At 40.7% G+C, this 21,306-nt stretch carries 20 protein-coding genes; 15 read left to right on the forward strand and 5 right to left on the reverse strand.

All coding sequences use genetic code 11. The features are described 5' to 3' along the window. Positions 1-14 precede the first annotated feature (14 nt). The 3 genes from ACTRWE_RS14630 to ACTRWE_RS14640 all read right to left on the reverse strand — a co-directional run bounded on the left by ACTRWE_RS14630 (position 15) and on the right by ACTRWE_RS14640 (position 4,735). Positions 15-2,033: a S9 family peptidase gene (locus ACTRWE_RS14630; RefSeq protein WP_350653667.1), complete on the reverse strand. Its 2,019-nt coding sequence runs from the start codon at positions 2,031-2,033 to the stop codon at positions 15-17. Between the two features lie 154 nt (positions 2,034-2,187). Beyond that, complete coding sequence (locus ACTRWE_RS14635; RefSeq protein ID WP_024602421.1) at positions 2,188-2,922, reverse strand: 5-oxoprolinase subunit PxpA; 735 nt, start codon at positions 2,920-2,922, stop codon at positions 2,188-2,190. 1 nt (position 2,923) lies between these two features. Next, on the reverse strand, positions 2,924-4,735 hold the full coding sequence (locus ACTRWE_RS14640) for a glycoside hydrolase family 3 protein (RefSeq protein ID WP_411738187.1): 1,812 nt from the start codon (positions 4,733-4,735) through the stop codon (positions 2,924-2,926). A gap of 248 nt (positions 4,736-4,983) precedes the next feature. Between ACTRWE_RS14640 and ACTRWE_RS14645 the strand changes: the two genes are divergently transcribed. From ACTRWE_RS14645 to ACTRWE_RS14705, 13 genes are all read left to right on the forward strand, one after another. Then, a complete protein-coding gene (locus tag ACTRWE_RS14645) occupies positions 4,984-6,552 on the forward strand; it encodes a sensor domain-containing diguanylate cyclase (protein WP_427685065.1) in 1,569 nt (522 codons plus the stop codon). Between the two features lie 87 nt (positions 6,553-6,639). Further along, positions 6,640-7,296: a thermostable hemolysin gene (locus tag ACTRWE_RS14650; protein ID WP_028834663.1), complete on the forward strand. Its 657-nt coding sequence runs from the start codon at positions 6,640-6,642 to the stop codon at positions 7,294-7,296. Further along, positions 7,293-8,771 (forward strand): AMP-binding protein, encoded by a 1,479-nt coding sequence (locus tag ACTRWE_RS14655; RefSeq protein WP_462880215.1) that lies wholly within the window; start codon positions 7,293-7,295, stop codon positions 8,769-8,771. The genes ACTRWE_RS14650 and ACTRWE_RS14655 overlap by 4 nt, the downstream gene beginning before the upstream one ends. Continuing rightward, positions 8,764-9,453, forward strand: a complete 690-nt coding sequence (locus tag ACTRWE_RS14660) for a TenA family transcriptional regulator (RefSeq protein WP_016900001.1) — start codon at positions 8,764-8,766, stop codon at positions 9,451-9,453. The genes ACTRWE_RS14655 and ACTRWE_RS14660 overlap by 8 nt, the downstream gene beginning before the upstream one ends. Continuing rightward, a complete protein-coding gene (locus tag ACTRWE_RS14665) occupies positions 9,450-10,220 on the forward strand; it encodes an SDR family oxidoreductase (RefSeq protein ID WP_462880216.1) in 771 nt (256 codons plus the stop codon). The genes ACTRWE_RS14660 and ACTRWE_RS14665 overlap by 4 nt, the downstream gene beginning before the upstream one ends. A gap of 13 nt (positions 10,221-10,233) precedes the next feature. After that, on the forward strand, positions 10,234-10,881 hold the full coding sequence (locus ACTRWE_RS14670; protein ID WP_462880217.1) for a hypothetical protein: 648 nt from the start codon (positions 10,234-10,236) through the stop codon (positions 10,879-10,881). 11 nt (positions 10,882-10,892) lie between these two features. Next, entirely contained in the window at positions 10,893-11,552 is a 660-nt protein-coding gene (locus ACTRWE_RS14675) for a response regulator (RefSeq protein WP_090495231.1), read from the forward strand. Between the two features lie 62 nt (positions 11,553-11,614). Continuing rightward, positions 11,615-12,916 carry an ATP-binding protein gene (locus ACTRWE_RS14680; RefSeq protein WP_462880218.1) on the forward strand — a complete coding sequence of 434 codons (1,302 nt, stop codon included), beginning with the start codon at positions 11,615-11,617 and terminating at the stop codon, positions 12,914-12,916. Then, the gene (locus ACTRWE_RS14685) at positions 12,909-13,262 is read left to right on the forward strand and encodes a cupredoxin domain-containing protein (protein ID WP_028834667.1); all 354 of its coding nucleotides are present in this window, start codon (positions 12,909-12,911) and stop codon (positions 13,260-13,262) included. The genes ACTRWE_RS14680 and ACTRWE_RS14685 overlap by 8 nt, the downstream gene beginning before the upstream one ends. Then, complete coding sequence (locus tag ACTRWE_RS14690) at positions 13,249-13,989, forward strand: FTR1 family protein (protein ID WP_064662776.1); 741 nt, start codon at positions 13,249-13,251, stop codon at positions 13,987-13,989. Before ACTRWE_RS14685 ends, ACTRWE_RS14690 begins: the two co-directional genes overlap by 14 nt. Further along, entirely contained in the window at positions 13,986-14,699 is a 714-nt protein-coding gene (locus tag ACTRWE_RS14695) for a hypothetical protein (protein ID WP_028834668.1), read from the forward strand. The genes ACTRWE_RS14690 and ACTRWE_RS14695 overlap by 4 nt, the downstream gene beginning before the upstream one ends. A gap of 261 nt (positions 14,700-14,960) precedes the next feature. Next, the gene (locus ACTRWE_RS14700; protein WP_008467029.1) at positions 14,961-15,170 is read left to right on the forward strand and encodes a cold-shock protein; all 210 of its coding nucleotides are present in this window, start codon (positions 14,961-14,963) and stop codon (positions 15,168-15,170) included. A gap of 364 nt (positions 15,171-15,534) precedes the next feature. Further along, positions 15,535-16,293 carry a substrate-binding periplasmic protein gene (locus ACTRWE_RS14705; protein ID WP_462880219.1) on the forward strand — a complete coding sequence of 253 codons (759 nt, stop codon included), beginning with the start codon at positions 15,535-15,537 and terminating at the stop codon, positions 16,291-16,293. A gap of 573 nt (positions 16,294-16,866) precedes the next feature. Here ACTRWE_RS14705 and ACTRWE_RS14710 read toward each other — a convergent pair. Then, on the reverse strand, positions 16,867-18,090 hold the full coding sequence (locus ACTRWE_RS14710; RefSeq protein ID WP_462880220.1) for a NupC/NupG family nucleoside CNT transporter: 1,224 nt from the start codon (positions 18,088-18,090) through the stop codon (positions 16,867-16,869). Between the two features lie 17 nt (positions 18,091-18,107). Then, positions 18,108-18,737, reverse strand: a complete 630-nt coding sequence (udk, locus tag ACTRWE_RS14715; protein ID WP_013462847.1) for a uridine kinase — start codon at positions 18,735-18,737, stop codon at positions 18,108-18,110. 192 nt (positions 18,738-18,929) lie between these two features. Between udk and ACTRWE_RS14720 the strand changes: the two genes are divergently transcribed. Beyond that, the gene (locus tag ACTRWE_RS14720) at positions 18,930-20,147 is read left to right on the forward strand and encodes a phosphopentomutase (protein ID WP_462880221.1); all 1,218 of its coding nucleotides are present in this window, start codon (positions 18,930-18,932) and stop codon (positions 20,145-20,147) included. A gap of 65 nt (positions 20,148-20,212) precedes the next feature. After that, positions 20,213-20,914, forward strand: coding sequence for a purine-nucleoside phosphorylase (deoD, locus tag ACTRWE_RS14725; protein ID WP_036955453.1), 702 nt, complete (start codon positions 20,213-20,215; stop codon positions 20,912-20,914). The last annotated feature ends 392 nt before the right edge of the window (positions 20,915-21,306 follow it).

A 21,306-nucleotide genomic window follows, 5' to 3' on the forward strand; every position in this document is an offset into this window, starting at 1 on the left:
CATAACTCTGCGTTTTATTTCGAATGCTTATCAAACCACCATTGAATATATGCCACTTTGGTCATTAAGTTAGATGGACGGGCAGTAATACCATGTGAGGCGTTTGGAATACGCACCATCGCAGTATCAACTCCCTGCAATTTTAAGGCTTGATAAAACTGCTCTGTTTCTGAAATAGGCGTACGGTAGTCTGCCTCACCCGTGAGTAACATGGTTGGGGTTTTAACATTGCCAACATAACTGATGGGTGAGCGTTTCATGTAATGCTCAATATGATCCCAAGGTTTGCCCGGAAACCAATAATCGGCAAAGAAAGGATAGAAGTCGGCAGTGAGTACAAAGCTGATCCAATTAATTACTGGTTTGGCAACAACAGCTGCAGCAAAGCGATCTGTATGACCTACAATCCAAGCAGTTAATACACCGCCGCCAGAGCCACCGGTTACAAATAACTTAGATTCATCAATAAACCCTTTTGCAATAAGCGCATCAACCCCAGTCATTAAATCATCGTAATCATTGCTTGGGTAATTATGATGGATGGTTTGCGCAAACTCTTTACCGTATGAATCACTACCACGTGGGTTCATGTATAAAACCACGTTCCCTCTAGCGGCAAATAGTTGTACTTCGGCACTAAAGTGCGGGCCATAATTAGCGACAGGGCCGCCATGAATTTCAAGCACTAATGGGTATTTTTTTGATTTATCAAAACCCGGTGGGTAAGCAACCCAGCCTTGTATTGGCAGCTTATCGTGGCTTGATTTAAGCCATAATTCTTCAACCTCAGCGAGTTGCTTGGTTGCGAGTGCATCAGAATTTAAATCGGTTAAGCGCTGCGCTTTACCACGCTTTATTGTGGCTACATCAGCAGGGCGCTGGGTATCGGCCAATGTAAATGCAACATGACCATTTTCACTAATATCGAAATCGCCACCGGAATAAGGGCGACCAAACGCCACACTGCCTATTTTTTCGGTAATCACTTTGCGTTTGCCACTTCGAGGTTGATAAGCCAGCGCAGTTTGCCCTTCATCGGCATAGCTAAAATAAAGCCCTTTTGAGTTCGCGCTCCACTTAATTTGGCCAACACTTCTATCAAAATCGGTGGTTAGGCTTTGAGTATTCCCTGTTTTTAAATCGCGAATATAGAGTTGGGTGTTTTCGTAATTAGTACGCTTGTCGTCATACCCTGTATAGGCAAGGTATTTGCCATCAGGTGACACTTTAGGTTGTTGATCAGGCCCATTACGCTCAGTTAGAGGGAAAATGGCTAGCGAGTCTAAATCGAGTTGATAGAGCTCAGTGTTAGTGGGCTTCAATTCATTATTTTCATTGCGATTAGCAGAAAAATACAATGTTTTACCGTCTTTACTAAAGCTGACTTCCCCACCATTATTAAAATTACCGTTGGTGAGTTGTTGAGCATTACCGCCATTGGCATCAAGTGTAAATAATTGACTAAACCCTTTTTCAGTATAACCCCCTCCATCGGCACGATAATAAACATCGTCAATATATTTAGCAGGCTCTGCCCACGTGGCACCTTTTGGTTTTCCAGGTAAGCTGACAGGCGCAGACGCCGCCATTGGAACAAACATACTAAACACCAGCTGGTTTGAATCAGGAGTCCAAGTTAGTGAGCTTGGATTGCTAGTTAAATTACTAACCTTAGCGATAGCCCCTGTTTTTAACCATTTAATATATATTTGGTTGCTACCATCTCGGTTTGATATGAAAGCAAGTCGCTGTCCGTCAGGAGAGACTACTGGCGAGTAATCCATATATACACCAGAAGTTAATGGTTGTAGTTGCCCTGTGCTGTAATCAACAGACCAAATATTGGCTACTTTACGGTCGGTTTTAATATCCATGCGGTTGCGGACAAAATACACGGTTTTACCGTCTTCTGTTATGTCTATTTGGTTGGCATATTCAAGATTGAAGATATCTTGAAGTTGTAATGTATCGGTATTGGCAACAGCTAATTGACTGCTGCCCAGTATAAGACTCATAGCTAAAAGCGTTTTCATTATTTATCCCTGTTTGAAATCACTGCTCTATTTATAGGGTAGGAGAGGGATAATTAACAGTCAGATGCGACGAAGCCAGTATTTAAAACTACCAATGAATGAAGGTGATAAAAGAAAGTAAAAGCTGTAAAGGGGGTTTACAGCTTAGAGGAAGTTATACGCTTGCGCTGCAAAGTGCCTTAATGTCTTCAATAAGCGCAACACCTTGGGCGTTATCACCGTGCACACAAATACTATCGGCGTTAAGTTTTAACGATTTTCCTGACTGGGTAGTCACACTGTTACTGGCCAAAAGCTGTTTAACTTGTGCCAATAATGCTGCTTTATCATGCACACTGCCTGCTATATTTCGTGCTACGAGGTGCCCTTGATCTGTATATAGCCTGTCTGCGAACGCTTCTAAAACAAGCGTTAGTCCAAGGTGACGTGCCATTGTATGGTGGTGTTTAGCATCGGCCGTGGCAAGTATCATTAATTTTAGATCAGCAGGGTAACTGGCAACCGCGCCCATCACAGCACTAAGTAGTGGCTGGTGTTTCATCATGTCGTTGTAAAGCGCACCATGGGGTTTGACATAACGAAGGGTTAATCCTTGTGCCTTTGCCATGCCATCAAGAGCAGCTATTTGGTAGTGTAAACACTGAGTGAGCTCGGCCACACTCAGGTTCATTGAGCGTCTGCCAAATCCTTGTTTATCGGGGTAGCTTGGGTGAGCGCCAATCATAACATTATGCTGTTTAGCGAGCTTAAGAGTATTGGCCATAACGCTAGGATCGCCCGCATGAAAACCACAGGCAATGTTTGCCATATCAATATGCGGCATTACTTGATCATCAAGCCCCATTTTCCACGCGCCAAAGCTTTCACCTAAATCACAATTGAGTTTCATATTAGTGGCTCTTTGATTGTTTAATAGTTACCGGTAAGCTGCCTTTAGCAGGGGCTTGACCGAGTAATACTTTAGCAAGTGCTGTAAATGCAGGCCCAGATACTTGCTCGTTTTTGTCTACGTCAATATTATAAGCATATGAAGCTAATACTGCATCGGCAGAATCGCCAAACTGAGCAATATCATAAGGGGCTCGCAAACTAATAAACACGGTGGGTATTTGTTGCTTGTTAGCCATTTTAAGTAATGATTCAAGTGCTTTAGGTTGCTCTGCGTTATTGAGGGCAAAGTCTGGGTTATCGGCTAAATCATCCATCCCGCCAATTTCCACCGCGCTTTGATTAGGCGTGGCATTTCCGGCAATAATAATATCAGCTTGGTTTATATTTCGCTGAGCATCGATTGGGTCAAAACCTTGTAAACTGCTACAGCTATAAACTAATGCGTGTGAGCTGAGCGCCATTATGGCTTGTTGTATGGCCATACATTTACGCGTATCGGGCATAATAATATGAATGTGTTGGCCAGCAGTAAGCTTAAGTGGCAAGGTGTTGTTGTTATTTTTTATTTGGGTGATCGCCGCTAATGCCAGTGACGCTTCTAATTCGCGATGTGCTTTATTACCAATAATGTGCTTAGCATTGGCTAATGCTTTAATGGGATCAGGAAAAGCGTTTAATTTAAATTTACTTTTAAGTGAGGTTATACGCTGTGCCGAATGCGCAATTTCCTGTGCGTTTAGTTGCTCTGATTTAACCGCATTGACTAATGACTCAATGAGAGCATCGAGCTTTTTAATGTCATCTGGCGTTCTAATCTCTATTGGCATCAGCGCAATATCAACCCCAGCGGCAAAGGTGTTTATAATTGCTTGAGTTGGACTAAAAAAGTGACTAATACCTGCCATATCAAGTGCATCGGTTACCACCACACCTTGATAGTTAAGTTCTTTACGTAGAATATCGGTCATGATTTTACGCGACATTGTCGCGGGCTTGATCATTTGCTTACCGTCTACATTGGTTAATGTACTGCTATCAAGCTCAGGGTATTGAATATGCGCAGTCATTATCATGCCCGGACTATGCTGCTCAATAATGTGTTTAAAGGGCGCTAAATCTTGTGCGTAAATCACCTCTTTTGAATGCATCACTTTAGGCAAGCCAGTATGACTATCTACATTGGTGTCGCCATGCCCAGGAAAATGCTTTAGTGCGCTAATAATGCCATTTTTTTCAAATTCACTAACTTGTGCGGCACCTAATACTGCTACATCATTTGGGTTTTCACTAAAAGAGCGGACATTAATGACAGGATTGTCTGGGTTCATGTTTACATCAACGGTTGGCGCGTAATTTACATTAATCCCCAATGCTGAAAGCTCCGTGGCAAGAACATTCGCGGTTTGGGTGGCGAAATAAGTACCGTGCTCAGAGTAAGTTGCGCCAATTGACATATTACCGGTAAATGAGGTGGCCACATCGCGAGGTAAACGAGCTACGCGTCCGCCTTCTTGGTCAATAGAAATAAACAGTGGTAAGCCTGATTTAGAGTGAGACGCAGCTTGTTGCAGTTGCTGATTAAGGCTAATTATTTGTTCGATGCTTTGGGTGTTTTCAGAAAATAAAATAACCCCGCCAATATCATAACGGCTAATCGCTTTGGCTAGTGTATCTGGTAACTCGGTTAATGCTGTTCTGCAGCGCTTACTGCTGCCTTGGTGACAAAAGTAGCGTAAATCGAGCATAAGTTTTTGCCCAAGTTGCTGTTCAAGCGACAGCGCAGAATCGGCAAAAGAAGATTTTATTGGCATGAAACATCCGATTAAAAAAAGAGAAGACGACAACAGGTACTTATTTAGCAACACACACCTCAAGGCTAAATAAAAATAAAGTGCATGCAGCTTAACTATTATTGAGCTTAACTGCAAAACCCGACATATATAATAAATGTCATTTTATTATTCCAAAAATAACAAAAATTAGGCTACTTAGTTTAATTTCTGTATTATGTGCGCGTGCAATATAGCAGTCGTTTTATTTACTCAGAGTGATATTCAATTTGCGTTTTCCTTTTCAAACTACCTTAAAATTAAGACAACTCATTTTATTTTTAGCGCTTTCGGCCGTTGTTATTGCGCTAGGCAGTAGTTTTTATCTTACTTATCAAGTACAAAAAGAGCAGTTGATTAATTACACCCTAAAAAGTAACTACGCTTATGCTAATAAACTGGCCTCAGCAACGAATAATTTTTTAGAGTCTGCACTTCAACAGTTGGCATATTCTGCAAAAATAATAGAAGCAGATCTTGATAACAATGTATTGTTAGAGAAGGAAGTAAAGCGTCTTCATTTGCAAACCAATAGTTTTAACTCAGTTGCTATTAACAAAAATGGTATAACGGTGGCAACCTCACCTTATTTACCGAATGTGCTCGGCGTCACATCTTCTTCTATTGGTGCGCAGCAAGCACTTGCAAAAAAACAACCACTGGTCAGTTACCCTTATATCTCACCTGAAAATAACTTAGTGATTTTTATTTCAAGTCCATTTTTTGATAAAAACGGCAAATATATGGGCTATATTGGAGGAACGCTATATTTAAAGGAGTCTAATATTTTAAGTGAACTATTAGAGCAGCATTACTATTCTGGTGGTTCGTACATTTATGTTGTAGATGCGAACAAAAAACTAATTTACCACCCTGATAGCAAACGTATTGGTGAACAGGTCAATAATAATTCAGTGATCACTGCTGTGTTAAGTGGCTCCTTAGGGAAAGAATTAGTAAAAAACAGTGACAATATATCTATGTTAGCAGGGTATGCCCCTGTAGAAATAGCCAACTGGGGAATAGTTGCTCAGCGTCCATTAAAAGACACACTCGCCTATTTAGATGTGTTGGGGATCGAGATTTTTAAACGTATCACTCCTTTAGTACTTATGATGTTACTAGCTATTGCTCTTTTAGCGCACTTTATTTCAAGACCTTTAAAGCTCTTAGCTGACAGCTCACATTTATTAAATGACGAAAATAATGTTAATAAATTAAAAGACATTAAATCATGGTATTTTGAAGCGCAGCAACTTAAAGCAGCCATGTTAGAAGGAGTTAATATACTGCAGTTACAAATGGGGCAATTACGCCAAGATGCACTCACCGATCCGCTAACTGGTGCGCATAATCGGCGAGGTTTGTATTTATTGTTAGATAAATTAATTCAAGAACAGATCCCCTTTGCGGTTCTAGAAATAGATATCGACTTTTTTAAACGGGTTAATGACACCTTTGGCCATGATGTGGGCGATGAGGTACTAAAAACTTTAACGAGTATGATTCAACAGGTATCTCGCAAAGATGATATTGTCGCGCGTACTGGTGGGGAGGAGTTTTTACTTATATTACCGAACGAAAATAGCGATAGCGCGTTTGTTATTGCAGAGCGGTTACGTAATGAAGTGGCGAATACACCGATGGCCAAAGTTGGTTGTATAAATGTCTCCATCGGCATTGCTACATGGCCGCAGCACAGTGATGATATTGATCAAGTATACAAATGTGCTGACAAAGCGCTCTATCATGCAAAAGAAACGGGCCGTAATAAAACCGTTATTGCCAGTCTAAATTAAATTTTTTAAAAAATTAATTTACCTTAAGTTTTATTTAAGTTTCGCCTATTAAATTCTACCTATAGATTTAATACAGGCGATGCTTTTATGCAATTAGCTCAACAACAACAGTCATCATCAACACTTTTTCAGTCGTTTACACAGTTTGTGAGCGCCAGAGAATGTGATGAACACCGTCAGCGCCTTGAAGATACAGTAAAACAAGGCTTTTTAGCTGCGTACAATGCCAGCCTAACTTCATTTATGCCATTACTCTGTCAGTATAAAACTCAGCAAGGGCATTGCACTTTAGGGCTTAGAAACGCCACTTCTCCTTTATTTATTGAACAATATTTAGCAGCGCCCATTGAGCAGTTTTTACCAATGGGCACACAGCGCAGTAAAGTGTTTGAGTTAGGTAATCTCTATTCAACACACAGAAAAGCCACGTTATCGCATTTTATTATTGTTAATGAAGCTTTAAGAGCTATTGGTGCTACTAATTTGGTTTTTTGTGCCACCAAACATGTACGCGCTTTATTGCGTTTATTAGGGGTGACGTGTAATGAAATTGCATTGGCTAACAGCAGTGTTGTTGAGCAACCAAAAAGCTGGGGAAGTTACTACGCGAACCAGCCTACAGTATGCATTGTTAATTTAGAGCAAGCACATCTACAAGTACTTAATACGCCAATGCTACTTGATATTAAACAACAAAATACACATGGCATTACGGCATTAATCAATGCGCTGGAGGCGGTATGAGTATGTTAAATAGCTTAAATGATTTAGCTACTCAGCCGGCGGTAGTTGCGCATTTTGCGAATCAAACACAACAGTTCACAGGTGCTGAGCTGCTTCAAGAAATAAATAAAATAGCGGAAATTTTTTCAAATTCAGATGCTGATGCAATTGCATTTCAACTTGATAATACACCTGCTTGGTTGGTACTTGATGCTGCGACCAGCGTTGCCAATAAAGTGGCTATACCGATTGCCCATTTTTTTAGTCAACAACAAACGCAATATGTGTTGGCACAGTGTGGTGCACAGCTGTTTATAAGTGATATGCCAAGGCTTTCTTTGGGTACGCATACATTGTCTATTACTTTGTTTGATCATTACACCTTGTATATCTATCAGCTCAACGTTAAAGAACCGATTAGTTACTTTGAGGGCACGCAAAAAATCACCTTCACGTCAGGCTCTACAGGCGAGCCAAAAGGTGTGTGTTTATCAACTCATAGCCAAATGCAAGTTGCACAATCGTTATGTGAGCAAATAGGTATAAGTAAACCAACTCACTTATGTTTACTGCCATTACCTGTATTACTGGAAAATATTGCAGGTATTTATGCACCATTATTAAGTGGCGGTTGTGTACATTTAATGCCGTTAAACGAATTGGGTTTTGTTGGCTCAGGGTTAAAAAATCCTGAAAAACTCATTAGGGCAATTGACAGTGTAAAACCTAACACCCTTATTTTAGTGCCTGAGTTATTAACGTGTTTAATTGCGTTTGCAAAACAAGGTTGGCAGCCGCCAAAGTCATTACAGTTTATTGCAGTTGGCGGAGCGCTCGTGAGTGATGCTTTAATTGCCACCGCCAGAGAGCTTAATTTACCTGTTTATCAGGGGTATGGATTATCAGAGGCGGCATCTGTCGTAAGTTTAAATACGCCCAAAAATGATGATTTAAAGAGTGCCGGCACTGTATTACCGCACATACAAACCAAAATCGAAAAAGGCCAGTTGTACATAAAGGGTGAGCTATTTTTAGGGTATTTAAATCAAGCGCCGCATAACCCAAATAACTGGTATGCAACAGGCGATTTAGTGACCCAGCATGGCAATAAGCTCTTCATAAAAGGGCGACTTAAAAACCTTATTATTACCAGCATGGGCCGTAATGTCAGTGCTGAATGGCCTGAGTCATTAATATTGAGTCAAAGCGCGATTATACAAGCCGTTGTTTTTGGTGAGGGCAGACCTTTTTTAACCGCGATTATTTATGCAATCCCTGAGTTGAGTGATCAACAACTCAGTGAGCATATGAAATTTATAAATCAACAGTTACCCGATTATGCACAAGTTAAAAAGTGGCATCGGTTAGCTCAGCCTTTAAGTGTTCAGCAAGGGTTACTAACGACCAATAATCGTCCTAAGCGCCAGGCTATTAGCCAGCGATTTAACCTTATTTTTGAACAATTTTACCGACTTGGAGAAGTGATCCATGACTGATTTTTTTAATACATTAAAAGCACAAACTCAAAACGAGCGTGAGTACTTATTAGCTGCACCAATTATACAGCGCGTTTTTAAAGGCCAAGCATCACTTGAAGAGTATGCGTCATTTTTAGCGCAAGCCTATCATCATGTAAAACATACTGTGCCATTAATGATGTCGTTAGGTGCCCGTTTAACCGACGAACAAGAATGGTTACGTGAAGCCGTAGCCGAATACATTGAAGAGGAAATTGGCCATCAAGAATGGGTGCTTAACGATATTGCCGCGTGTGGTTTTGATAAAGAAAGCGTGCGCCATAGTAAGCCACAATTTGCTACCGAAATGATGGTCTCGTATGCGTATGACAGTATCGCTCGTAAAAATCCATTAAGCTTTTTTGGCATGGTTCATGTACTCGAAGGGACTTCAATTGCCCTGGCTGATGGCGCAGCTTCAAATATTGCTGATGCAGTTGGTTTACCTAAAAAAGCATTTAGCTATTTAACCTCTCATGGTGCGCTTGATATAGAGCACGTAAAGTTTTTTGAAAACTTGATGAACAAAATTACTAATGAGGCCGATCAGCAAGCTATTTTACATGGCGCAAAATGTTTTTATCGTTTGTACGGTGATATTTTTCGCGCTTTAGATGACGAGCCGTTCTTTAAAGCATCAGCGCAAGAGCAACACGCATGAATACCGGCTTATGTGTGTTAACAGGAGCCACAGGGGGAATTGGCCAAGCGATTGCCAAAACACTGCACGCACAAGGTTGGCAATTACTATTAGTAGGGCGTAATGGCGATGCGCTAAATGCGCTAAGTAGCAAGTGCCCAGGTAGTATGACTTTTGTGGGAGATTTAACCGTTGCAGAAAACATGCTGGCATTGGCAATTAAAGCCAAAAAATTGGGCGGTGCTAAATTACTTATAAACAATGCAGGCATTAATGTTATGCAAAGCTTAAGTAGTTGTAGTAGTGAACAAATTGATAATCTACTGAGCACTAATTTAGCCGTGCCGATGAAACTATGCCAACTGTTTTTAGAGCAGCTGCAAGCGAATAGAGGCACCATAGTTAATGTTGGGTCGTCTTTTGGCAGCATAGGTTACCCATATCAAACACTTTATTGTGCCAGTAAATTTGGTTTGCGTGGTTTTAGCGAAGCATTATCACGAGAGCTTTCAGACACTGGCGTTAGAGTTACTTATTTAGCACCTAGAGCAACTGATACTGACATTAATGATGCTCAAACGCGGGCAATGAACAAAGCGCTTGGTAATCAAATGGACTCTCCACAGTTGGTGGCTGATGAGTTAGTTGCGTTATTAAACTCAAATAAAACCAGACGATTTATTGGTTTTCCTGAGAAACTTTTTGCACGTATCAATGGCGTTTTTCCACGTATTGTAGATAACGCAATTGCTAAACAACTCCCTAAAATAAAAAGCTTTTTAGGTTAATAGAGGATTTATTATGAAAAAATTTACTTTAGCAGCTTATTTAAGCATTGTTAGTGTGTTTTCATCGCTGGTATTTGCAGATGAACAAAGCGACTTACTCGCTATTCAACAGCAGTGGGCGGTCGCTAATTATGAGCTTAAAGATGACGCACAAATCAAAGCCTTTACTCAACTGAGTGAGCAAAGTGCTCAATTTATCGAAAACTATCCTAATTCAGCAAATAGCTATACATGGAACGGCATTGTGCTGGCAAGTTTTGCGGGTGCAAAAGGCGGCTTAGGGGCGTTGGGTTATGCCAAAGATGCAAAGGCATCATTAGAGCAAGCCCTTAAAATAGACGACAGTGCTTTAGGTGGCTCAGCGTATGCCAGCCTGGCAACTTTATACAGTAAAGTACCAGGGTGGCCAATTGGCTTTGGTGATGATGACACCGCCGATAAGTTTTTTAAGCAAGCACTCGCTTTTAATCAAAAAGGCATTGATACTAATTACTTGTATGGTGAGTTTTTATACGACGAACGTGAATATAAGCAAGCCAAAGCCCATTTGTTAGTTGCACAAGCGGCCGGTATTCGTGATACTCGCGCTAAAGCGGACAAATATCGTCAGCAAGCAATTAGCCAATTATTAGCTAAAGTTGATAAAAAACTAAAGAGATAGCAAAATAAACAATGCATTTATTATTAGTTGAAGATGATCATCTTGTGGCGCAAGGGCTTTGCCGCTCATTGCGCCAAGAAGGCTACAGTGTAGAACACAGCGCAACGGTTAAGCATGCGTTGCAATGTTTAGGCAGTGGCGAAATAGAGTTGGTTATACTTGACCTAGGCTTACCTGATGGTGATGGTTCGCAAATTTTAAAGCACATAAAAGCACAAAAAAAAGTCATTCCGGTGGTGATACTAACCGCTCGCAGTAGCATAGATGACAAAGTGCAAGGGCTTGATATGGGGGCTGATGATTATTTAGCTAAGCCATTTGAACCAGCCGAATTATTTGCTCGTTTGCGCGTAGCGAGCCGACGTGTAAATCAAGCTCAGTCGAGCTTATTACAATGTGGTGATGTTACTATGGATACGTCAGCGCACACGGTCACTTTAGCCAATGAACCGCTTTCTCTGCCGCGAAAAGAGTACATGCTGCTAAAAGCGTTACTGGAAAACCAAGGTCGCGTGCAATCTAAGCAGCAATTAGAAAATAAACTCTATCAATGGGGTGAAGAGGTTGGCTCTAACACCATTGAGGTGCATATTCATCACCTACGAAAAAAATTCCCCAGCGATTTTATTAAAACTCTCCGTGGTATTGGCTATGTTGTGGGAAAGAGATAGCTCACGTGATTAAAACACCCCTAGATCGCACAAACTTGAATTTACAAAGGTAACCATGCTCTATGTCAATTCGTAAGCGTTTAACACTTATCTTACTGTCAATGATGGTGTTAACCTGCTTTTTAGCTTTAGTAAAAGGCTATCAAAAAAGTATGAGCCATGGTGAGCAATTACTCGATAGTGAGCTAAAAGTGGTGGCTGGAGTCTTGATGCAACAGCCTCTATCTATAAACGCTATGGCGCCAAAAATGCAAGAAAGCGCCCAGTTACTGTATCAAATTTGGCAAAGTGGTGAGCTACTTAGCGGTTCTGACGAATTAAATCTTGATTTGAGCCAATATCAAGCGGGTTTTCAAACGCTTAATATTGCAGGGCATCGAATGCGGGTATTCGTTTTTGCTACTTCTTTACGTACCGTTATTGTTGCCGAGCCGATTGCTAAGCGGTTTGAGCTGGCCGAGGCGGTGATTTTATCAGCCATGTTACCCATGTTATGGGCGGTTCCTTTGCTTGCGCTATTTATTAGCTTTTTTGTTAAATATGCACTGGCACCGTTAACCCGTTTATCAAAACAGTTAGCCCTGCGCCAAGCAAATGATTTCACAGCGATCAATTGGCAGGTGACGGATGAAGAAATAAAACCAGTGATCAGCCGCTTAAACGACTTATTTAAACGCGTAGAAACGGCCTATTTACGAGAACGTTTTTTTGCCTCAGATGCCGCCCATGAATTACGTACTCCCCTGAGCAGTTTAAAAATTAATGTGTATAATTTGGCCGCCCAACAAGGCGATAACCAAGAATTACAAGCCATGACTCAAGGTATTAATCGACTCACCAATATAGTGGAGCAAATGCTAATACTAGGGCGTACTCAGCCAGAGCAGTGGCAAAAGCAGTTTAAAGAACAGTCATTATTAGCGATCACGCAAGAAGTAGTTAGCCAACTATATGAAAAAATAGAGGCTAAAAATCACACTATTAGCCTTGAGGGAGATGACTTTACTATTAACGGTGATGAGTTTACCTTAGTGACGTTGATTTCAAACCTACTGAGTAATGCTATAAAGTACGCGCCTGCAAACGGACAAATAAAAATTACCCTAAAGCAGATGCACAGGCAGCGTATTTGGCAAATAGAAGACAGCGGTCCAGGTATGACGGACGATCAAAAACAACGGATATTTAACCGTTTTTATCGCGTTGGCGGTGACCAACATCCTTCGGGTAAACAAGGTGCGGGCTTAGGCATGGCAATAGTCCAGCACATTATTGCTATTTATAGCGCTGAAATTAATTTAACAGACAGCGATTTGGGCGGCTTAAAAGTACAGGTAGTTTTTGCAGGAGCTAAATGTGATTAAACGACTTATTCACCCCTATTTATATTGTTGCGTATTTTTATCATTTAACGCCGCCAGTAAAGACTATCTTATTGTACTTAAAGATCATTTGTTTTATCCCGCAGAAATCGTGGTGCCGGCCAATAAAAAGGTACGCTTGTTAATCGAAAATCAAGATAGTACGCCTGAAGAATTCGACAGTTTCGATCTCAACCGAGAGAAAGTACTTTACCCTAATCGCAAAAGCGTTATTTATATTGGGCCGTTAACTCCTGGGCGTTATGAATTTTTTGGCGAGTTTTCACCCAATACGGCGCGTGGTGCTGTAATAGCGACCGAAAAGGAAGGTTCTGATGCTAATAACTAGCCTTGTGATGAGCCTCAATCAGTTATTGCCGGTGGCCATTTTACTTATTTTACTCCAAGTGATTGCCAAGCAAAGTTTAGTGAAGGTACTGGGGATGCTTGTTTTAGGTGTGGGGCTATCATTTTTATTTGTAAAAAGTGCGCCGCTAATTAGTCCCTTGTTCGACTACCAGGGTTTAGAATATACCCAAATTGCTTTATGTGTTTTAGTGTTTATCAGTGCGCTGTACTACGCCATTAAACAAGCAACGCCTGCATTTATGATTGCGATTATCAGTGTAATGACTCTTTATTTAAGTCATTACATTATTTACCTGATTGGCTTTTGGCAAAACAACGAAGCAGCACAAAGCTTATTTATTGGCACTTTTTTAGGCTTAGGAATATGTAGCAGCTTTAGTGTGTTGTTGTATTTTTTATTGAGTGCAATCAAACAGCGCTTTGGGCTTATCCCTTTATTGGTATTGTTAGCATTAAACAGTGCGGCAAAACTGGTTGTGGCACTTGATTTGGCGAGCCAAATTGATTTGATAGCAACAACGGCAACCGTATGGGATTTACGTGCTATTTTAACTGAAAACTCAGAGTTTGGACGGGTTTTGCGCGCACTTATCGGTTATGAGGCTACGCCTAATTTAACCAGTGTTTTAAGTTATGTGCTGAGCAGCGTGTTATTTTTATCAGTTTGTTATTTTATTCCTAAATCAATAACTAAGGAACAATCATGAAAGCAATAAACCTATTTGCAGCCACTGTATTAATTGGTTTTTGTTTATTAATACCTAAGCTGGCTTATGCTGATGGCATAGTGGTTGATAAAGTTTATCATCCGTATGTGTTGCCGTTTGAGCGCGAGCTAGAGTGGCGGCTTGTGTCACATCAAACCGACAGTGGTAATATTTTAGCGCAGCGCGTTGGCTTAGGCGGCGCAATTAACGACACCATGGCATTGGAAGGCTATTTAGTGGGCGAGCGCGATGATAATGGTGACTTTGGCTTGCAAGCGTATGAGTTAGAACTTCGTTGGCAGTTAATAGAGCAGGGCAGGCTATGGGCTGATTGGGGCGCGTTATTTGAATTTGAAAAACAGCATGACGCCGACGCATACGAAGCAACCACCGGTTTTGTGATTGAAAAAGAGTTTGGTCGTGCAAGTCTCACTATGAATGCATTTTTAGTGTACGAGTGGGGCCAAGATATACAAAATGAGTGGGAAAGCGAATTTAGAGCGCAATATCGCTACCGCTATTTGTCTGCTTTTCAGCCCGCGGTTGAGGTTTACCTTGGCGAAGACTTTGTCGGTATTGGCCCCGGATTTATAGGGTTACATCGCTTTGATGGGCAAAAACAATTAAAGTGGGAAGCCGGTTTTATTACCGAAATCAGCCAGTCAGAGAAAAATCATAGCTTTAGAATGGCACTAGAATTTGAATTTTAAGCTCTTTAAACAAGTACTTAATTTATAAAGCGGGCTGCTTAAGCTTATTTTATAAATTAAATCGCATTAAGGGTTGACTTGAGTCTGTAACTCTATATAGTAGTCAGCAGCTAGAAAGAAAGCATGATAATTTATAAATCTCCATTTCGTTGTTGTATAAGTAATACTTGTAGTACCGTCCTGAAGTTTTTAAGTACCATCTCATTTTTTGCTACACCGCCCATTAGGGCACAATTTAATTTTTATATCAGGAATAATACTATGTCTAACATCGTATCAGGTACAGTTAAGTGGTTTAACGAGTCTAAAGGTTTTGGTTTCATCGAGCAAGAAAATGGTCCAGACGTTTTCGCACATTTCTCAGCAATCAAAAGCGAAGGTTTCAAAACTTTAGCTGAAGGCCAACGTGTAGAGTTCACTCTTTCACAAGGTCAAAAAGGTCCTCAAGCTGATAACATCACAGCTCTATAATTTTACTTTTAAGTAAAATGAAAAAAAGCGCTTAAGGCGCTTTTTTTGTGTCTAAAATTTAAGAATATCTCCCCACCATCTGTAAATTTATACTAATTCGCTTAATTAAGCGGTCTATTTTGAGGCAGGAAAAACGGGTTGATAGCTAGGCAAAAAAATCGCTATTTAGTTGTTCTAAATGAGAATTTTTTAACACAGATAGCGACACGTTTAGCCCCGCAAAATGATTGAGTATTATTGCGGATTGGTATTATTAACGATAGTCACTCTCAAATCACCTGCTATTTTTAACATTATAAAAGTGCTATAAATTAATAGTTTCTACATGCTTTCTAGGTTAAGGTTATTACTTAAATTATAGGGGGTGTTTATTTTTAAATTTACATTATTAGCGTTAGGGTTGCTATTTAGCCATAATATCCAGGCTAAAGCGCCTAAATTGGTTATTTATACCGAAAGCTTTGCCCCTTACAATTTTCAAAATGAAGCTGGGCAGCTAGCGGGTATTAATCATGACATAGTGAAAGATACCTGTGCCCGTGCAGCGCTACAGTGCGAATTTATTATGTTACCTTGGAAGCGTGCTTACCACTTAGTGCAAAGTAACCCGCAGTCAGCCATTTTTTCTTTGGCAAAAACGCAAGAGCGAGAACCTCTTTTTAAATGGGTTGGACCCTTGGTGTCAAATCAAACCTATTTTTATAAATTAAAAACCAGTGAACATATTGTCATGGACGATATCACCCAAGCTAAGAACTATTCGTTAGGCATAGTGCGAGGCGATATTTATGAAATGCTGGTGCGTCGACTTGGGTTTGTAGCTGATAAAAACTTATTACTGTTTAGTGAAGCAGACTCATTTATGCGACTGTTTTTTAAAAAACGCATCGATTTAATTATTGGCTCTGACTTTACTATTGATCATCAAACTGAGCCATTTGGGTACTCTAGGGATGACTTGGTGAAGCTCAAGCAAATTCATGTGGATGAGCTTAAAGGCAATTATATTGGTTTTAATAAAGCCGCTTCACCTGTGGTAGTGAAACGCTTTAATCAAGCACTTGAGCAGCTTAAGGCTGAGTCTGGCTATGAACCTTACATTAAACGTTATGTAAAAAATTAAGCCTATAGACAATAATAAACACGCCTAAGCACAGAAAAACTCAAAAAGTTCCCACTCAATAATGCCTATATTACCTCTTCACAGCCATTCATTCTTGTTAACTTTGCTACCTTTTATACTCTCAAGTGCCTTGTAAAGGGCTAATAAGTAAATGCTTCTGCAGTTACACAGTTGTTTATATTTTTTAGTAATACCAATTCGCTTAATTAAGTGGTCTATTTTGAGGCTGGAAAAACGAGTTGATAGCTAGGCAAAAAATTCGCTATTTAGTTGTTCTAAATGAGAATTTTTTAACACAGGTAGCGACACGTTTAGCCCCGCAAAATGATTAAGTATTATTGTGGATTGGTATAAGTGCAATGATGGCTTTTGATGGCGTAAGGAGTGCGTGAATGAAAGCTTTGCTAGGGAATTTTTAGGTATGAATTGCTGAGGATTTAGAAAGTAGAGGCTATAAAAACGATAAAAGGGCCTTGCGGCCCTTGGTGAAGTATCGTTCAAGTCAGATAGTGCTTTAACCCCTTAAAGCGCTATCCTATTGTTTTGCAACAGTTGGATCGTCTCATTAAGTTTCTAAGCTAGCGAGAGGAAAAACCCAGCAATTGCTGCGCTCATAAGGTTAGCCATAGATCCTGCTAACACTGCTCTGAGCCCTAAGCGTGCGATATTCTTTCGCCGACTAGGCGCCATACCGCCTAATCCACCTAGTAAAATGGCTATCGATGATAAGTTAGCAAAGCCACACAAGGCAAAGGTAACAATTGCTTGTGTATGCGCACTTAACGTATCGCGATAATTTATAAAGTCTAAGTAAGCAACAAACTCATTTACTACTAACTTTTGACCAATAAAGCTGCCGGCTAAAATTGCCTCATTCCACGGTACACCTAATAACCATGCAACAGGGGCAAACAAGTAGCCTAAAATTTCTTGTAGCGTTAATGTAGGGTAATCAAACAACCCACCAATACCGCCTAATAAACCGTTTAATAACGCAATCAGTGCAACAAATGCTAAAAGCATAGCACCTACGTTTAATGCTAAGTGCATACCGTTTGCTGCGCCTGATGCTGCTGCATCGATTACGTTAACAGGCTTATCGTCGCCTAAATCTATATCGGCTAAATCATCTTTAGGTGTTTCTGTCTCTGGCACTATCATTTTTGCCATTAAGAAACCACCTGGCGCTGCCATAAAACTGGCTGCAATTAAATATTTAAGGTCTACACCAATAATTACGTAACCGGCCATTACAGAGCCTGCTACGGTGGCTAAGCCACCAACCATTACGGCAAATAACTCAGATTTGGTCATTGTCGCAATAAACGGTTTAACAATGAGTGGCGCTTCAGTTTGGCCAACAAAAATATTTGCGGTGGCTGAAAGCGACTCGGTGCGAGAGGTTTTCAATAATTTTTGTAAACCACCGCCTAAAATTTTAATTATCCAATCCATAATGCCTAAGTGGTATAACACAGCAACAAGTGCTGAGAAAAACACAATCACTGGCAATACTTGAATGGCAAAAATAAACCCAAGTGTATCTTGCGATGCTAATGGGCCAAATAAAAAGCCAATTCCATCGTTGGCATACCCAATAACCGATGAAACGGCGCGAGACATACTCGCTAATACATTTTTGCCTGCTTCAAAAAACAGTACAAAACCGCCGATAATGACTTGCATTAAAAATGCGATACCCACGGTTCTTAGTTTTATTGCTTTGCGATCAGTTGAGGCCGCAAAAGCGATGCCTAGTAGCACTAGCATGCCTACTAAGCTCATAAATGTTGTCATACAAACGTTTCCCGTTGTTATTCTTGTAAAATGTACTTTATTTTACTTTTTATAATATCAATCGCAACGCGATTCATACCGCCTCGAGTCACAACTAAGTCAGCGTTATGCTTTGAAGGCTCAATAAATTGATAAAACATCGGTCTAACAGTTGCTTGATATTGCTCAACAACAGATTGTAATGTTCTGCCTCTTTGTTCCATGTCGCGTTGCATTCGGCGCATTAAACAAATATCCAATGGCGTATCTATAAACACCTTGATATCAAATTCTTTATTAAGCGCTTTATCACTCAGTAATAAAATACCTTCTACAATGAGTATTTTAGCCGAAGCCACACGGCGCGTTTTATCGCTACGTGTATGCTGGGCATAATCATAAGTTGGTACTTCAACAGAGTGGCCATTACGAAGTTGCGTTAAATGCTCAAGCAATAGCTCGTGTTCAAATGCATCAGGATGGTCGTAATTCGTTTGCGTACGATGTGCCATCGGCAAATGCGATTGATCCTTGTAATAAGCATCTTCTTCAATAATGGCGATAGCGCCTGGTTCAAGCTCATTTACCAATTCATTGTAAATAGTTTGGCTAAATAGAGATTTGCCGGACGCCGATGCGCCTGCAATAGCTATAATAGTTCGTGTCACTAAAGTTCTCACCCACACAGAAGGATATATTGTTGGTAGATCACAATAGCAAAAAAGACACGATTAATCTCTTTTGCTTCGCTTAAGAGTGCAAATTTATAATGTTTAGGTTTTATGAAACAGGACTTATGTCCTGTACGGAAAATTCGAAGAGCAGATAAAGTAACCACCTAGAACAGATGTGAGGTCACAATGGCAAGAGCAATTATCTTAATGGCGGATAGTTTAGGAATTGGCGCAGCACCCGATGCAGATAAATTTGGTGATGTTGGTGCTAATACATTCGCACATTTACTCAAGGCATATTATGACGAGACTGGCAGTAAGCTTTCGCTTCCTAACCTTTCAAAATTAGGGTTAGTGGATGCATGTGAAGCCGCTGGTAAAGAACCCTGTTTAGTTGCTGAGCGACATGAATCACAAGGTGCATGGGGTTACGCAAAAGAGCTTTCAAGCGGTAAAGACACGCCATCGGGTCATTGGGAAATGGCAGGCGTGCCAGTGTTATTTGATTGGGGTTACTTCCCGAAAACACAGCCGAGTTTCCCACAAGAATTTGTAGACGAGTTTATTGCTCGCACAGGTATTCCGGGCATTTTAGGCAATTGCCATGCCTCAGGTACCACGATTTTAGAGCAGCTAGGTGAAGAGCACGTAAAAACAGGTAAACCAATCTGTTACACCTCAGCTGATAGTGTGTTTCAAATAGCCGCGCATGAAGAATCATTCGGCCTAGAGAAGCTTTATCAAGTTTGCGAAATCGCACGGGCGCTGCTTGATGAAATGAATATAGGGCGAGTGATTGCGCGGCCATTTTTGGGTTCTAATAATCAAGATTTTGCCAGAACAGGTAATCGTCGTGATTATTCAGTATTACCGCCATCGCCAACATTGCTTGATGTACTTGCAAAAGACGGTGGCGAAGTTATCAGTATTGGTAAAATTTCAGATATTTATGCGCATCAAGGCATTACCCAAAAGCATAAAGCGCCAGGGTTGATGAACTTGCTAGAAAAAACCAGCGAAGTGGTGGCGACTGCGCCGGATCACAGTTTGATTTTTACCAATTTAGTTGATTTTGATGAAAAGTTTGGTCACCGCCGAAATCCTGTTGGCTATGCGAAAGCGCTCAAAGAGTTTGATGATTACTTACCCACTATTTTAGCGCAATTAAAGCCGGATGATTTATTAATGATCACCGCCGATCATGGCTGTGACCCGACCTTTCCAGGGTCTGAGCACACCCGTGAATATGTGCCGGTTATTGCCTATCAGCCAGGGATGAAAAATACCCCGCTGGGCGAACGCAACAGCTTTGCCGATATTGGCCAAACGCTTGCACAATGGTTTAACCTTAAAGCGTTAGAATATGGTGATGGCTTTATTGATAAGCTGAACACAGTTAAGTAACTTAAAAATACGCTCGATATTTTTAAAGTAATAGGGCTTTTAGCCAAACAAAAGGAAAACAATCGATGAGTACTCCGCATATCAGTGCAAACGTAGGTGATTTTGCCGAAACAGTATTAATGCCAGGCGATCCGCTACGCGCACAATATATTGCTGAAAACTTTTTAGATGATGCAGTGCAAGTAACCGGCGTACGTAACATGTACGGCTTTACTGGAACTTACAAAGGTAAGCCAGTGAGCATTATGGGTTCTGGCATGGGCATTCCTTCAATGTCAATTTATGCTCGTGAGCTTATTGTCAGTTTTGGCGTTAAAAATATTATTCGTATAGGTACCTGTGGTGGTATTGGTAGCGATATTAAAATTCGCGACGTAATTTTTGCACAAGGTGCAAGCACAGATTCAAACGTAAATCGTGCTCGCGTTCGTGGTACTGACTTTGCTGCCATTGCTAACTTTGAATTACTTTTAAACGGCGTAAATGCAGCTAAAGATTTAGGTATTGATGCGAAAGTAGGTAACGTATTTACTACCGATACTTTTTATCAAGCAGACGACACGTTTTATAAAGATCTAGACAAACTAGGTGTACTCGCTGTTGATATGGAAACAGCTGGCTTATACGGCGTAGCAGCAGAATACGGTGCAAAAGCAATGGCATTATTTACCGTCAGTGATCATGTAATCACAGGCGAAGCAACACCTGCAGATGAGCGTCAAACCACGTTCAACGAAATGGTTAAAATTGCCCTAGAGTCAATTTAATAAATACAACAGTTCCTTGGTAACGTATTCACTAAGTTTTGGAGACACGCCCAAAGTGAAGTGAGACTAAACCCCCAAAGCCGCATTTTATGCGGCTTTTTTTATGCCTGAAATTTAGGTGTGAGATTCGGGCCTCGGGGTGCGGGCCACGGGTTTCGAGCTACGGGTTTTAGGTTCCTAGGTTTCAGGTTAAAGGTCAAAGGTTTTAGCAGTCGCTCGAAGCCCGTTGTCTTCTCATTTACTCTCATTCACTTCTCTGTGTTTAAACAAGAAATTAGACTTTAGATGTCAGATTAAAATGCGCGAGGTAAACTTCCGCCTACTGATATGGTTACCTTCTGAATTTACTGTAGGCGGAGCTTTATGCCGCGCAAGGTCATTAATTTAAAAAA

This window comes from Pseudoalteromonas sp. G5_S1_54_S4 (assembly GCF_054968565.1).

Bases quoted from the DNA above. Each gene is read 5' to 3' on its own strand.
- ACTRWE_RS14630 (WP_350653667.1), bottom strand. From the start codon at position 2,033: ATGAAAACGCTTTTAGCTATGAGTCTTATACTGGGCAGCAGTCAATTA.
- ACTRWE_RS14635 (WP_024602421.1), bottom strand. From the start codon at position 2,922: ATGAAACTCAATTGTGATTTAGGTGAAAGCTTTGGCGCGTGGAAAATG.
- ACTRWE_RS14640 (WP_411738187.1), bottom strand. From the start codon at position 4,735: ATGCCAATAAAATCTTCTTTTGCCGATTCTGCGCTGTCGCTTGAACAG.
- ACTRWE_RS14650 (WP_028834663.1), top strand. From the start codon at position 6,640: ATGCAATTAGCTCAACAACAACAGTCATCATCAACACTTTTTCAGTCG.
- ACTRWE_RS14655 (WP_462880215.1), top strand. From the start codon at position 7,293: ATGAGTATGTTAAATAGCTTAAATGATTTAGCTACTCAGCCGGCGGTA.
- ACTRWE_RS14660 (WP_016900001.1), top strand. From the start codon at position 8,764: ATGACTGATTTTTTTAATACATTAAAAGCACAAACTCAAAACGAGCGT.
- ACTRWE_RS14665 (WP_462880216.1), top strand. From the start codon at position 9,450: ATGAATACCGGCTTATGTGTGTTAACAGGAGCCACAGGGGGAATTGGC.
- ACTRWE_RS14670 (WP_462880217.1), top strand. From the start codon at position 10,234: ATGAAAAAATTTACTTTAGCAGCTTATTTAAGCATTGTTAGTGTGTTT.
- ACTRWE_RS14675 (WP_090495231.1), top strand. From the start codon at position 10,893: ATGCATTTATTATTAGTTGAAGATGATCATCTTGTGGCGCAAGGGCTT.
- ACTRWE_RS14680 (WP_462880218.1), top strand. From the start codon at position 11,615: ATGTCAATTCGTAAGCGTTTAACACTTATCTTACTGTCAATGATGGTG.
- ACTRWE_RS14690 (WP_064662776.1), top strand. From the start codon at position 13,249: ATGCTAATAACTAGCCTTGTGATGAGCCTCAATCAGTTATTGCCGGTG.
- ACTRWE_RS14695 (WP_028834668.1), top strand. From the start codon at position 13,986: ATGAAAGCAATAAACCTATTTGCAGCCACTGTATTAATTGGTTTTTGT.
- ACTRWE_RS14700 (WP_008467029.1), top strand. From the start codon at position 14,961: ATGTCTAACATCGTATCAGGTACAGTTAAGTGGTTTAACGAGTCTAAA.
- ACTRWE_RS14710 (WP_462880220.1), bottom strand. From the start codon at position 18,090: ATGACAACATTTATGAGCTTAGTAGGCATGCTAGTGCTACTAGGCATC.
- ACTRWE_RS14720 (WP_462880221.1), top strand. From the start codon at position 18,930: ATGGCAAGAGCAATTATCTTAATGGCGGATAGTTTAGGAATTGGCGCA.
- deoD (WP_036955453.1), top strand. From the start codon at position 20,213: ATGAGTACTCCGCATATCAGTGCAAACGTAGGTGATTTTGCCGAAACA.